Raw genomic sequence first — 13,676 nt, 5'->3', positions numbered from 1 at the left:
GTTAATTTGATTTCAATAGCTTAAGGATAGTTTATCTTAAATCTGCTACAGTCAAAAGCTAATTATAATCGATTGAGAGTTATTTTTTGAGAAAAATTTCTAGGCTATTCCCTTTCCTTTTCGAACTTCCCAATGGCAAAATTAAGCTTTATGTAAAATGCGCTTGGATCAAACTTGGGAGCATTGGAAATGATCAAATCCTTACGAAGGTCCGGGTTAAAATTTCTTCTTAGCTTAGTAACACTGGTAAATACATTCAGCATATAACCTACCTGCAGTCCCATTCTAGAATATACCCCCACCTGAGTAGTAGGTTTTAGAAAAGCTCCTAAAATTTTATCTGCATTGAGACTGATATTGATGCCATAGTTTCTCTGGTACATGAAACTGGTGTTCATTCCTCCCATGAGGTTTTCGTTGAAATCTGTATTGAGATCTTTGGCAATCATGTCCAGTGAAGTAGATCCATTGAATAAGCCCAATTTTGGATAAAACCTCCAATCTTTCAGCGTGGTATTTTTCCAATGATACTGAAATCCACCGGTCACATGTATGGGCAGGTACCTATAATTCACAAAATCGTTGCTGTATTGCTTTCGATTAAGGTTAAACTCCGTTTCCACATAAAATCCCAGTCCTGACATAGCCACATATGATACCCCTCCTCCCAATGTAGCTGTTTGTTGATCAAAAGTTTGATAACCTGAATTTTCCAAATAATCACTTAGGTCTTTATAAGCCTGATTTCTAAATCCAGCTGAAACATAAAAATCAGTAAAATATATCTTGTCCTGAGCCATGACAATGCCGCTTTCGAAGAACAAGGCAAAAAGCACCAAGACGAAAATCCGTTTAACCATAATCTAATTTCTTTTAGAAACCTTCTAAATGTCCCCAATCCAGCGAATAATCTTAAAAGATCAAGAGATCATTAATTTTTAAATTTATCCATTTTTATTTGTTTTCAGCAGTTTTTATTTGAATTGATTTTTATCAGTTTATATACCTTCTTAATTTTTCAATCGCTAAAATTGGTTATCTCTATATTGATCCATTAAGGTCATCTTTTGTTTGTCAGATTTATTTTGACAGATAACACCCAGTTGTAAATTATCTTTTTACACCATTTTAAGCAGCTCTGCCTTGAGATAATGATTAAAATGTAAGGTTAATTGTTTGGGATATTTTAAAGGCTTCACAGGGCTTTAAAATGATTTTATCTTTTTTCTTATATGAATTGACAAGAACAGAGCCGATTGATCCTTTTTATAAAAATGAAGTTCCTTTTTCACTCAATTCTTAATTCATCCACATCCTATATATTTATATATATTCTTTTTTTAAATAAAAAACTATTACAGTTATTAAGCTGTGGATTTGTGGGTAAGTCTGTAAGGTTTTTTTACCAACATGTTTATCATAGTTTTTCCATATTTAATACACCTGATATCCACAGTTTATCAACTTGTAAGTCATTATAATTTAAGTACTTCATGAAAAGGCTACTTTTTTGTGTATAAATGTGAATGCTAGATAATGTGTATGAATTTGTGTGTGTATAAATGTGGATAGGAGTTTATAAAATTGTGGTTATCCTCAGGGTGGAAAAAAAAATCCCGAAAGTTGATATACGATCGGGATAAGTCTGATTTTTTCCATAGGTTATATACACTTATCAACATGATATTCCATAGTTATCTACATGGTTTCTTTGGGCTGTGTTAGGTTATTTATTGAGTCGATTATTGGCTTGGTAGATTGATTAAGGCCAGATTGCGGACTGCTTTTGATATTAAGATCTTGTCTGGTCCATCTTCCCCTTAGGAGGATCTTTCTGGTATTGTTTTCCTCATCAAAATAGTAGTACACAGGTTCTGGTTGCCGCTTTTCGAAATAGTTGCCAGGGTCCCATTGCCTATTTTTGTTTCTGTCTATTATCGCTCTTATTTCATATTCGCCTGCTTTTACTTTTTTGAAGTTATAGCTTTTTGAATTGGTCAGGTATTCTTCCTGCACGATGATGCCATCATTAGAAATGAGTTGGACTATAATAGGTAGTTCTTCAGTAAGTATCTCACCACTTACTTCATCTGCAAGATCATCCTGTATTAAGCGTTTGAAAGAAGTTTTGAGCGCTTTGGTATTATGTTCTTTTTCTATATCCAGAAAGGAAGAATCTGCTGCGATGAAATTATAATTATTACTATTCAAGGTATCTGGTACAGGTATATCAAAGAGCAGTTCTGTTCTTCTACTACTATCCTTGAAGCTTAGGAATTCCGGTTTTATTTTAATAAATGAGGCCGAATCGTACTGAACATATAATGAGTCATAGATGACCTCCAAAATGGGTTTATTAAAAGTAATTTCTGTCTTTATGGATTGAAGAAATTCTTTTTTCTTACCCAATGTAGCTTCTAAGTTTTGGGCTTTTCGATCGCTTTCCATGAATGAGGCATATAGAGTGGTATCGATTTTGAAGCCGACGGAGTCAGTAGATACAAGTTTGATTTGCGTACTATCGTTTCTTAGTTCAGTATGGTAGAGCCTTACTTGTTTTTCATCTAATCGATAAAACAGTTTGGTCCCAAAATCAGGATGTTCCACGTGTAAGCTGGAAGGTTCCTTGCTTAGTACAATATCAAAATTGCTACCTATGGCTGTGGATCTATTGATTTTGAATTCGGAAAGATCGCCCCTGAATAGTTTAAAATGAGCACCAGTAATATTTTCCATGATGGTAAGCGTATCAGCTATGAAACCATATTTTTCATTTTTGAATTCGGCTTTGGAAGTGTTGTTGTCATCGTGAAAGGCATAAGCCCTGTATTTTCCTGCTTTGATATTGGTGATTTCAAATTTTCCCGCTGAATCTGCTTGGCTGATATAGTAAGGTGGGTCAGAAAAGACATCCATGGTATCATCTTCTATTCTGTAGAGTCCTACTAGGACATCTTTTATCTCTGTTGATTTTTGCGGAAATACATAGTCTACTGTTCCTGAAAATTTAAGGCTATCGATCATGTCACCAGTTGAAAATACGAGTTTTAAGTTCATGGCTGGATTGCTCTCCGAAATGTCCTGTATACTCTTTTGAAAGTTGAATACGTAGGTGGTGCTGTCTTCTAATTCCTGGTTGAGTTTAATTCTCAGAGTATTTTTAACTGCTAAAATCTCCATTTTATCCTTTTCCAGACTTGGAGTGATAATGATATTTCTGGTTGGGTTATCTGCTTTGATATACTCATCAAACTCCAAAGTGATATTTTCGGGCTTGGTATTTAAGGTTTGATCTGGTGGATTGGATGTAAGTAATTTTGGTGGTTCTTCATCTTTGGGACCACCCATTGGTGAACTTTGCTTTGCACAAGCATAGCAAAAGACTATCGCAATGATAGCTAATAATATTTTGTATAATCTGCTATTCATTTTTTCTTCAATATAAATAATATGCTTGAATAGTTATTATTATTTTTTTTTGCCTTTTTATTTGACTTATATCCTGTTATGAATGAATTTATTAGATTTTTCCTTTTATATTTTATACTGTTGGATAAAATTGAGACATAGTAACTGTCAAAAGGCATGGGTTCTCTGGCAATTATCCTCAGATTAAATTCATCAGCTAAGAACTGCATGGTTTCTTGTGTGAAGTGATATAAGTGTCTAGGTACATCCAAGGACGCCCAATCTTCTTTAAATTGTTTTGAATCATAAGCGTCATAATTGGGTACGGCCAAGTACAATGTTCCTCTTTTCTTCAGCCTGTTTAGTAGGAGTTCCATGGTGCCACTGAGGTCATGTACATGTTCTAAAACATGGAATAATGTTATGGCATCAAACTTCTTTTCTTTGTTTAGCCCTTGAGTATTGTCATATATACTGAGCTTGAAATTATTCCTGGCAATTATTGCTGCATCTTTGCTAGGTTCGTGGCCAATGCATTGCCAACCATCTTGTTTTGCTTGGTTGAGAAAATGTCCTGTACCACATCCAAAATCCAAAAGTCTTCCCTTCTTATTACTGTATTTATTGATCCAGTTAACCTTTTGCTTTAGTGTGAATTTCCTTACTTGCTTGTAAATAAAGTTGACCAGATTGGTGGATTTATCAGTATGGGAAATATAGTCTTCTGACTTATAGTAATCACCAATATGTTTCTGGTCTGGTCTAGGATTGGTAAATAAAAAATTGCAGTTATTACATTTGCAAATGGTAAAGGATTCTTGCGAAACGCTATGATCCTTTACCACCAAATGATTAATAAAAAGTCCACTTTGACAAAGTGGACATTTGGTTAATCTTTCGTACATGTTATCTTCCTAAATATACTGTGAGTATGGATAAATCAGCAGGTGATACGCCACTGATTCTGGATGCTTGTCCTAGGGTTTCTGGTCTTACTTTATTAAGTTTTTGTTTGCCCTCCGCGGATAGAGCTGGTACAGATAAGTAGTCGAAGTCAAGAGGTATTTTGAAATTCTCCATATTATTAAGCTTTTCTACCATCTGCTGTTCCTTCTCTATATAGCTATTATATTTGACCTGGATTTCTGCCTGCTCCAATACCTCTTTTGGGTATTTGTTTAGGTAGCTATTTAATTCCTCATCTAAATTCTTTATAGTTTGTAAACCTAGCTGAGGTCTTTTCAATAGTTTTTCTACCGTTATTTTTTCTTTGATAGAAGCAGTCTGTAGATCTTCTAAACCTGTATTGATGCTTTCAGGACTTAGCTTTTTCTGCTTTAGATCATTGATCAGTTTAGCAGTATCGTTCTTTTTGTCCATCATTTTATCGAGTCTTTCATCTGATGCCAGACCAACTTTATGGCCTAATTGGGTCAATCGGAGATCTGCATTGTCTTGCCTTAGTAATAGTCTGAACTCTGCCCTGCTGGTAAACATCCTATAAGGTTCTTCGGTACCCTTATTGATGAGGTCATCTATCAGTACACCGATGTAGGCATCTGATCTTTTTAGAATAAAAGGCGCTTCTTCCTTGACCTTTTGTGCTGCATTCATCCCTGCAATTAACCCTTGGGAGGCGGCTTCTTCATAACCGGTAGTCCCATTGATTTGTCCGGCAAAGAATAGATTCTCTACCAACTGTGTTTCCAACGTAAGTTTTAACTGAGTAGGAGGAAAGAAATCATATTCAATGGCATAGCCAGGACGGAACATCTTACAATTTTCAAAACCTTGTATTTTACGGATGGCTTTATATTGAACATCTTCAGGCAGGGAAGTAGAGAAGCCATTAACGTATATCTCTACTGTATCCCAACCTTCTGGTTCCACGAATATTTGATGCCTATCGCGTTCTGCAAAACGGTTGATTTTATCTTCAATAGAGGGACAATATCGAGGTCCTAAGCCTTGTATTCTACCATTAAACATAGGAGATCTATCGAAACCAGTCTCCAAAGTTTCGTGCACCTCTTTATTGGTGTAGGTAATCCAACAGGTTCTTTGCTCTTTTAGAGGAGAGGTTTCATCCGAAAAAGAAAACTTTTCAGGGTGTTCATCGCCATATTGCACTTCCATTTTAGAGTAATCCAAGCTCCTTCCATCTACCCTGGGTGGAGTACCTGTCTTCATTCTACCTGCTTCGAAACCTAATTCTACAAGCTGTTCTGTTATTCCTCTTGCTGCGGCTTCACCTGTTCTACCACCACCGAATTGTTTTTCACCAATATGGATAAGTCCATTCAAAAATGTACCGTTGGTAAGTACTACGGATTTTGCTTTTATTTCCAGACCTATGCTGGTCTTTACTCCTATTACGCGTTTGTCTTTTACGATCAAACCAGTAATCATTTCTTGCCAAAAATCTACATTTGGCGTCCTTTCTAATGCCAATCTCCATTCTTCCGCAAAACGCATTCTATCATTCTGTGATCTTGGAGACCACATAGCTGGACCTTTAGATCGGTTCAGCATACGGAATTGGATCATGGATTTATCGGAAATAATACCGGATTGACCACCAAGTGCGTCAATTTCCCTAACGATTTGCCCTTTTGCTACACCACCCATAGCTGGATTGCATGACATTTGGGCAATAGTGTTCATATTCATGGTACATAAAAGCACTGAACTCCCCATCTTTGCTGCTGCATGTGCTGCTTCACAACCCGCATGACCTGCCCCTACTACTATTACGTCGTATTCTGGAAACATATTTTAATAATTTTATTACTGTTCCACGTGGAACATGTTTGGTTTTTATTTATTCATTTTTACTGTTTCACGTGAAACAGTCTTGAATATTCTTCTTAATTAAGTGTAGTGTTTCACGTGGAACAGGTGAGAACTTGATATGTTGTCATGTTCTTTTTGAGATAATGTTTCACGTGGAACTTTGTTTTTGTTCTGCTAATCGAAGAAAGAAGTCTATGGATTCGTCTTCTTTTTTTCTCATTAATAGCGCTTCTTCTTTTGATTTGTCTTTGTATCCACAGAGATGGAGGATTCCATGACTTAATACTCTAAGTATTTCTTTTTGAAATTCTTGACCTTCTGTTTTGGAATTTTCTTTGACCCTTTCTATACTGATGAAGATATCACTCTCGATTTTATTTTCTTCTTCGGAATTATCAAAGGTGATGATGTCTGTATAGGTGTCATGGTTCAGGTATTCTATATTTATTTGATGTAGGTATTCATCGGTGCAGAATATATAGTTTAAGTCGGAGATGGTAAAGCCTTCTTTTTGAGCGATATGTCTTAACCATTTCTTGCTTAAATTTTTCTGAGGAAGATTGTATTTGATGTCTTCTTGGAAGAAATTAATGGCCATATTAATTCATGTAGAAAGTTAATACTGTTTTCTTTCCTGCTTCTTCAAATTTGACTTCGTCACAAAGGTTTTTCATGATAAATACTCCCCTTCCTCCTGATTTTTCAATGTTTTCTGGTGAGGTCGGGTCTTGCAAGTTGTCGAAGTCAAAGCCTTTGCCTTCGTCTTCAATAATAAACTTTAATTGGTCTTCGAGGAAAGTGAGTTCCAGTTTTACAGTCTTTTGGGCGTCTCCCCGATTTCCATGGATGATGGCATTGCTGACACATTCCGTTACTGAAATCATGATATTTCCATAGATGTCATCATTGATTTGGAATTTTTCTTTCGCATTGTCAATGAAGCTTTCTATGATCTTTATGTTCTCAATCAGAGAAGGGATAGAAATTTTTATTGATTTCATTAAGCTTATTATTATTGTTTATCTTCCTAATATATACCTATTCTATTACCAGTGAGATGGGGCAATGATCTGAATGTACCACATCTGCCAGTATTGCTGCATCTTTAATTCTTTCTTTCATTGGACTACTCGTCATATGGTAATCTATTCTCCATCCTTTATTATTGGCGCGCGCATTGGCCCTATAGCTCCACCATGAATACTGATGAGGGCCAGGGTTGATTACTCTGAAGCTATCATCAAAACCAGAGGTGGTGAACTTGTCCATCCATGCCCTTTCTTCAGGTAGAAAACCAGAAGTGTTTTTATTGGCTATGGGATTATGGATATCAATGGCCTTATGACATATGTTATAATCTCCGCTAAGTATCAAGTTAGGGAATTTTTTGCTCAGGTCTTGACTATATCCATGGATTTCATCTAAGAATTCATATTTGAAATCTTGTCTTGGGCCACCTGTTGTCCCAGAGGGAAAATAGGCACTGATAAATGAAAAATCTTCATAATCAGCTCTGATCATCCTTCCTTCGTCATCAAAAGCTTGGACGCCCATACCATATTCAATATGTTTTGGTTTTACCTTACTTAAAATGGCTACTCCACTATAACCTTTTTTTACTGCAGGATACCAATAGCTGTGATAACCTAAATCTTCTAGTAGATTGATTTCTATTTGGTCTTCTGTTGCCTTTATTTCCTGTAATCCGATGATGTCAGGGGAATATTCTGCGAGCCATTCTGCAAAACCTTTTCTCATGGCTGCTCTAATTCCGTTGACATTATAGGATACGATATTCATATTATAATAGGTTTGTTTTTGCTAGTATTTGGTTTAATAATTATCCTTTAAGACTAATTAATATTTATATTTGAAGTGTTTATCTTATTTTATGTCTATTTCAAATTCTTTTTCGAAATATTCTAAGATTTGTATTTTAAGTAATTTTTCCTGTTCCAGGATGTCAAAATGGGGCAACTCTTTCACAAGTTTCCAGTGTGGCCAACCATCTTGATCTATAAAATCCAATTCATAAAATCCTGCAAGACTTAATACTTTGCAAATAGCAATATGCATTAGATCCTGCTTTTGCTCCTTGCTAAAGTTTTTGATGCCTTGTCCGAGTTCTTGAATACCTATGATGAATAGCACTCCATTTAAATCAGCGGGCTTTTTACCTATCAGCTCATGCAAACCGACCAAGAGTCTCCCCCATCTTTTTTCAAGATCAAAATCCTTTTTTAACATTATCCTTTTTGTTGTTCTAGCTCTTCCCAGTATTCTACGGCTCTGCGCAGATGTGGGATAACTATGGTTCCACCGATTAGGTTGGCAATAGAAAACACTTCAAAAACCTGTTCTTTGCTGAGACCAAGTTCATGGCATTTGCCGAGATGATAGCGCACACAATCATCACATCTCAATACCATCGAACAAGCCAAGCCGATCATTTCTTTTGATTTAATGTCCACTGTTCCCTCAGTAAAGGCATTCGTGTCCAAGTTAAAAATGCGCTTCAACACTTTATTGTCTTCTCCAAGGATCTTTTCGTTCATCTTGGCGCGGTACTCGTTGAATTCGTCTACTAAATTCATTAACTTATAGGATAGTTTTTATCTAATTAGCAAATATAACAGGTATTTTCCTGTCAATTAGAACAAACAAGTCTTTTTCCTAATGCGTTTCAATTTTTTACAAGATTTTTTGGCTCTCATGTTTCCGCAAAGCTGTTGTCTCTGCAAAAGGAGCTTATTTGATTTTGAGGATCAGCTGTGCAGGATCTGTAAAGCAAAGCTTCCTGTGACCAGTTATCATCTTCGTCCACAAAATAATGACCTGGCCATTAAGGTTTATGGACTTAGCCAAGTAAGCAATGTGATGTCCTATCTGAGGTTTACCAAAAAAGGAACCAGCCAAAAGTTGCTTCATCAGCTGAAATACAGAAATAAACCGGAATTGGGACAGGTATTGGGGAGATTATATGGGCAGAGCTTGTTGGAAAGCGGTTTTCAGGTGTGTTGGGATGCTATTCTGGCAGTGCCTCTCCATCCTCTTAAGGAAAAGCGGCGAGGTTATAACCAAAGTCTTCAATTTGCCCTGGGCTTGGCTGGTGTTTTGGATATTGAGGTGATGCATGGTCTTAAAAGAACGCGCTTTACTTCCACGCAGACCAAAAAGTCCCGATTGGAAAGGATAGAGAATGTAGAAGGGGTTTTTTCGGTTTTATCATCAGAAGAAATAAAGGGGAAAACGCTGCTTCTGGTAGATGATGTGATGACTACCGGTGCCACACTGGCAGCTTGCGCAAATATCCTTTTGGAGGCAGGTGCAGATCAGGTAGATTTAGCTGTGATTGCTGCAGGGAAATGAGTGAAAATTCCATCGTTCTTACCAAAAGAGAAATGATCATCATCAACCAGAATTAGTTTGATTTATCCATTAAGCATGGCTAAGTTCGGATGATGATGACTCATAATTCTCAAGCAATGGAAATTCAGCAAATAATAGAAAAATTAGGATTGGAACCGCACCCCGAGGGTGGTTTTTTTAAGGAAGTTTATAGAAGTACGGGGGAAATTGATCAAGGAAGTTTGTCTGAGGACTTTATTGGAAAAAGAAACTATTCCACCAGCATTTACTTTATGTTGACCTCAGATACATTTTCGGCTTTTCACCGTATCCATCAAGATGAAATATGGCATTTTTATAAGGGCTCTCCTATTCGACTTCATTGCCTATCTCCGGATGGAATTCATGAGGAATTTATTATCGGTTCCGATTTAGAAAATGGGCAGGTTCCCCAATTAATAGTTCCTGCTGGATATTGGTTTGCTGCTGAAGTGCTTGAGGAGAATACTTTTGCCTTGGTGGGCTGTACAGTGTCCCCAGGGTTTGATTTTAGGGATTTTGAATTGGCGGAACGGGAAAAATTAGCTGAAGCCTATCCCGATCATAAGACTTTGATTGAGCAGTTTACTAGAGAATGATCCTGGAAAAGTGTTCTCCAGAGATAATATTTTTTTGTCAAGAATGATTAATCAGCTTTATGTATATCCGCAATTGCACCAGTAAAAGTTAAAAGCGAATCGAAATGTTCGTTTTAATTAAAATATCAACTCCTTCGGTCTTCAGTCTTCAAACTCCCGACCACTTAAGCAAAGGATTTAAGGTTACTGGCATCATTGTGGATAATCAGAATCAGCTTTTTTAAAACCATATTACCTTATACAATCTCCTTTTATTTAGCTATAATCCTCCTATATCTTCCAAAAAATGCTTAAATTGATTGTAACACCAAAAGCTCAAAACAAATGAAATTAGGCGCTTTTTCCATAAGTCTTAGTGTAAAGGATATTAAGGCTTCCAAGGTTTTTTATGAAAAATTGGGATTTGAAGTTTTTGCTGGAGATTTGGGAAAGAACTACCTGATCATGAAAAATGGCAATGCTTTGATCGGTCTATTTCAGGGGATGTTTGAGCAGAATATCCTGACCTTTAATCCTGGATGGGATGAGAACGCCAATACCCTAAAGGATTTTGATGATGTGAGGAAAATTCAGGAGCATGTAAAAAAAGCAGGAATCGTACCTGAGCAGGAAGTGGATGAATCAGGATCTGGGCCGGGAAGTGTTGTGCTTATTGATCCGGACGGAAATCCAGTGTTGATAGATCAGCATGTGTGAAAAGTAAAAATTAACTATTGGGCTTTGATGTCAGTTTCATCTAATGTCTAACAATTTGACTTACCACTAATATGAAGTGCTTTTTGGGCACTTTTGGATGAGTTTATTAGTCATTTTCAACATTAAACCCAATCAAGATGAATTCAGATCAAGTCACCCCCGAGAAAATCCTACAGATTGGAATGGGCTTTTTTGCCAGTAAGGCCTTGCTCGTCGCCGTAAAAATGGGACTTTTTACCTTTTTATCCTTTGGGAAACAATCTGTCCAGGCCATTCAAGAAAAACTGGGTTTGGACGATAGGGCTTTATATGATTTCTTGGATGCATTGGTTTCACTTGGGTTTTTGGAAAGAGAAGGGATTAAATCTGGTGCCTATTATTCTAATTCGCCCGATGCTAATCAATTTTTAGATAGGAATAAGCCCAGTTATATTGGAGGAATTTTGGAAATGGCCAATAACAGGCTTTATCCCTTTTGGAATAATCTGGAAGAAGCTTTAAAAAGCGGAAAGCCCCAAAATGAAGCCAAAGGAGCTCAAGGATCCATTTTTGAAATGGTCTATGCGGATGAAACTAAATTAAGGGAGTTCTTGAATGCGATGGCTGGCATACAGAGGGGGAATTTTATCATGTTTGCCAATGAGTTTGATTTTTCCCCCTATTTCACCCATTGTGACATTGGAGGTGCAGGAGGATATCTGGCGGCTCAGATAGCCTTGAACAATGCCCATATGAGTTGTATTTCCTTCGATTTAGAACCCGTTTCGCCCATTGCTTTGGATAATATTCGTTCTATGGGATTGGAAGAGCGAGTGAAAGTCCAATCAGGTGATTTTTTTGAGGACAATTTTCCAAAAGTGGATGTAATAACGATGGGAAATATTTTGCATGATTGGGGAAAAGAAGATAAGAAAATGCTAATCAGAAAGGCTTATGAGGCATTGCCTGAAGGAGGAGCCTTGGTCATCATTGAAAATATCATTGACAACGAGCGTAGAGACAATACTTTTGGTCTTTTGATGTCCTTGAATATGTTGATAGAGACTGAGGCTGGTTATGATTTTAGTATGGGTGATTTTGAAGAATTGGCTAAGGAAGCGGGATTTAAGGAGGTTTCTTTGATGCGACTTATAGGGCCTACCAGTGCAGCCGTAGCCAAAAAGTGATAAGAAGGGAGATGGGTAAAATCCTTTTTTCTGCCACCCTCTTTTGATAATTTCATCCAAAGATTATTGACTTGATATTTTATGAATAAGAAGGAAAATAGAACAGGTTCAAAAGAGCTAGTTTGGTATGCCAGTTATGGATCTAATTTGTTGGAAGAAAGATTTCTTTGCTATATCCAAGGTGGTCAACCAAAACATGCCGCTAGGACTTATGATGGATGTGTGGATAAGTCCCTACCCAAAGATAAAAAAGGGCTTATTATTCATCATGAGCTTTACTTTGCGAAAGAAGCAAGTGTATGGCATAATGGTGGAGTTGCCTTTATCCACAAAGAAAAAGACCTGTCCGCTAAGATTTTTGGAAGGATGTATTTGATCACAAAAGATCAGTTTATGGATGTGGTGATGCAGGAAAATGCCCTTAAAGAACGTCCTAATGTTGATTTTTGTGCCATTGAAAAAGAAGGTGCTGGAATATTAGCTGGTGCTAACTGGTACAATACTATTTGTTACCTTGGGAAAGAAGAGGCTGCGCCAATTTTTACTTTTACCCACGAAAATGTGATATCTCCTAAAGTAAAGCCTCATCCCTCCTATTTATCCACAATTATAGCAGGCATTAAAGAGACATTTAAACTGTCTGAACCTGAAATAATGGATTACTTATCCACAAAGGAAGGTGTAAAGGAAGTTTAAGCCTTTCATGGAGGGCATTACAGATAGATTTTTGCAGATGGAGACATATTACTTATTTTTAGCCTTAAGTGATTTTATATGACTATGGAGATTTCCCTTTCAAATCAAAGAATATTGGTTACAGGAGCTTCTCGAGGAATTGGAAAAGCCATTGCGAAAAGGCTTTCGGATTACGGCGCTGAAGTACTCTTACACTACCATAAAAACCTATCTGCTGCCCAAGAACTTCAAGAGACCTTGCCCAATCCATCTCATTTAGTCCCTTGCGATTTGTCTGATTTGGAACAAGTGAAAGGCTGGTTGCCCAGTTTAGTGGATAAATATGGGAAAATAGATGCAGTCATCAATAATGCTGGCATGGCCAAATCCATTTCTGATGAAGCAGATACGCATGAATGGATTTCGACATGGTTGGAGACCATGACAGTGAATGTCCATTCATTGGCTATTATAAGTAAGGAGTTTATTAACCATGCCCGATTGAATAAGAATGGAAGGCTGATAATGATCAGTTCAAGGGCAGCCTTTAGGGGAGATACCCCAGATTATTTGGCTTATGCTGCTTCCAAATCTGCTTTAATAGGCTTTACTCGATCTGTTGCGCGTTATTATGGAAAGGAAGGAATCCGGGCTTTTATCATCGCACCTGGATTTGTACGTACCGATATGGCCCAGGACTTTATCGATCAGTATGGAGCCGATTTTGCGATTAAGGATATCGCTTTGGAGCGATTGACGGAGCCTAAGGATATCGCCCCCATGGTATGTTTACTGTGTTCAGGCTTGGCAGACCATGCCACTGGAAGTACCATAGATTTTAATGCTGGATCTTATGTACATTAGCTTAGACTTTAGATTTGATAGCCAAGATTAAAACTTTAAATCAAGATCGCCACGTCGCAGAACTCATACCATTGACGTGAATAAAATG

General features: G+C 37.2%; 15 protein-coding genes. 6 read left to right on the top strand and 9 right to left on the bottom strand.

Features of this window, described 5'->3' with window-relative positions:
• Positions 1 to 104 precede the first annotated feature (104 nt).
• The 9 genes from KZP23_RS06070 to KZP23_RS06030 form a co-directional block, all read right to left on the bottom strand.
• Positions 105 to 860, bottom strand: a complete 756-nt coding sequence (locus KZP23_RS06070; RefSeq protein WP_226335204.1) for a hypothetical protein — start codon at positions 858 to 860, stop codon at positions 105 to 107.
• 838 nt (positions 861 to 1,698) lie between these two features.
• Positions 1,699 to 3,429, bottom strand: a complete 1,731-nt coding sequence (locus KZP23_RS06065; protein WP_226335203.1) for an Ig-like domain-containing domain — start codon at positions 3,427 to 3,429, stop codon at positions 1,699 to 1,701.
• Positions 3,426 to 4,313 carry a class I SAM-dependent methyltransferase gene (locus KZP23_RS06060; RefSeq protein ID WP_226335202.1) on the bottom strand — a complete coding sequence of 296 codons (888 nt, stop codon included), beginning with the start codon at positions 4,311 to 4,313 and terminating at the stop codon, positions 3,426 to 3,428. Before KZP23_RS06060 ends, KZP23_RS06065 begins: the two co-directional genes overlap by 4 nt.
• Position 4,314: 1 nt before the next feature.
• Complete coding sequence (mnmG, locus tag KZP23_RS06055; protein ID WP_226335201.1) at positions 4,315 to 6,180, bottom strand: tRNA uridine-5-carboxymethylaminomethyl(34) synthesis enzyme MnmG; 1,866 nt, start codon at positions 6,178 to 6,180, stop codon at positions 4,315 to 4,317.
• 169 nt (positions 6,181 to 6,349) lie between these two features.
• The gene (gene ybeY, locus KZP23_RS06050) at positions 6,350 to 6,799 is read right to left on the bottom strand and encodes an rRNA maturation RNase YbeY (RefSeq protein WP_226335200.1); all 450 of its coding nucleotides are present in this window, start codon (positions 6,797 to 6,799) and stop codon (positions 6,350 to 6,352) included.
• Position 6,800: 1 nt separating this feature from the next.
• A complete protein-coding gene (locus KZP23_RS06045; RefSeq protein ID WP_226335199.1) occupies positions 6,801 to 7,202 on the bottom strand; it encodes an ATP-binding protein in 402 nt (133 codons plus the stop codon).
• A 37-nt stretch (positions 7,203 to 7,239) separates the two neighbouring features.
• The gene (locus KZP23_RS06040; protein WP_226335198.1) at positions 7,240 to 8,001 is read right to left on the bottom strand and encodes an exodeoxyribonuclease III; all 762 of its coding nucleotides are present in this window, start codon (positions 7,999 to 8,001) and stop codon (positions 7,240 to 7,242) included.
• Positions 8,002 to 8,085: 84 nt separating this feature from the next.
• Positions 8,086 to 8,448, bottom strand: a complete 363-nt coding sequence (locus KZP23_RS06035) for a hypothetical protein (RefSeq protein ID WP_226335197.1) — start codon at positions 8,446 to 8,448, stop codon at positions 8,086 to 8,088.
• Entirely contained in the window at positions 8,448 to 8,795 is a 348-nt protein-coding gene (locus KZP23_RS06030; protein ID WP_226335196.1) for a carboxymuconolactone decarboxylase family protein, read from the bottom strand. Before KZP23_RS06030 ends, KZP23_RS06035 begins: the two co-directional genes overlap by 1 nt.
• A gap of 205 nt (positions 8,796 to 9,000) precedes the next feature.
• On the opposite strand from KZP23_RS06030, the gene KZP23_RS06025 reads away from it, so the two are divergent.
• From KZP23_RS06025 to KZP23_RS06000, 6 genes are all read left to right on the top strand, one after another.
• Positions 9,001 to 9,570, top strand: a complete 570-nt coding sequence (locus KZP23_RS06025) for a ComF family protein (protein ID WP_317198050.1) — start codon at positions 9,001 to 9,003, stop codon at positions 9,568 to 9,570.
• 116 nt (positions 9,571 to 9,686) lie between these two features.
• Positions 9,687 to 10,187, top strand: a complete 501-nt coding sequence (locus tag KZP23_RS06020) for a cupin domain-containing protein (RefSeq protein WP_226335194.1) — start codon at positions 9,687 to 9,689, stop codon at positions 10,185 to 10,187.
• Between the two features lie 324 nt (positions 10,188 to 10,511).
• On the top strand, positions 10,512 to 10,883 hold the full coding sequence (locus tag KZP23_RS06015) for a VOC family protein (RefSeq protein ID WP_226335193.1): 372 nt from the start codon (positions 10,512 to 10,514) through the stop codon (positions 10,881 to 10,883).
• A gap of 137 nt (positions 10,884 to 11,020) precedes the next feature.
• A complete protein-coding gene (locus tag KZP23_RS06010; protein WP_226335192.1) occupies positions 11,021 to 12,049 on the top strand; it encodes an acetylserotonin O-methyltransferase in 1,029 nt (342 codons plus the stop codon).
• 81 nt (positions 12,050 to 12,130) lie between these two features.
• Positions 12,131 to 12,745 carry a hypothetical protein gene (locus KZP23_RS06005; protein ID WP_226335191.1) on the top strand — a complete coding sequence of 205 codons (615 nt, stop codon included), beginning with the start codon at positions 12,131 to 12,133 and terminating at the stop codon, positions 12,743 to 12,745.
• A gap of 84 nt (positions 12,746 to 12,829) precedes the next feature.
• Positions 12,830 to 13,588: an SDR family NAD(P)-dependent oxidoreductase gene (locus KZP23_RS06000; RefSeq protein ID WP_226336493.1), complete on the top strand. Its 759-nt coding sequence runs from the start codon at positions 12,830 to 12,832 to the stop codon at positions 13,586 to 13,588.
• Positions 13,589 to 13,676 lie beyond the last annotated feature (88 nt).

The organism is Echinicola marina (assembly GCF_020463795.1).
Classification (GTDB): Bacteria; Bacteroidota; Bacteroidia; order Cytophagales; family Cyclobacteriaceae; genus Echinicola; species Echinicola marina.
Note: the sequence above shows the minus strand (reverse complement) of the source record. Positions and strands in the feature narration are given on the sequence as shown.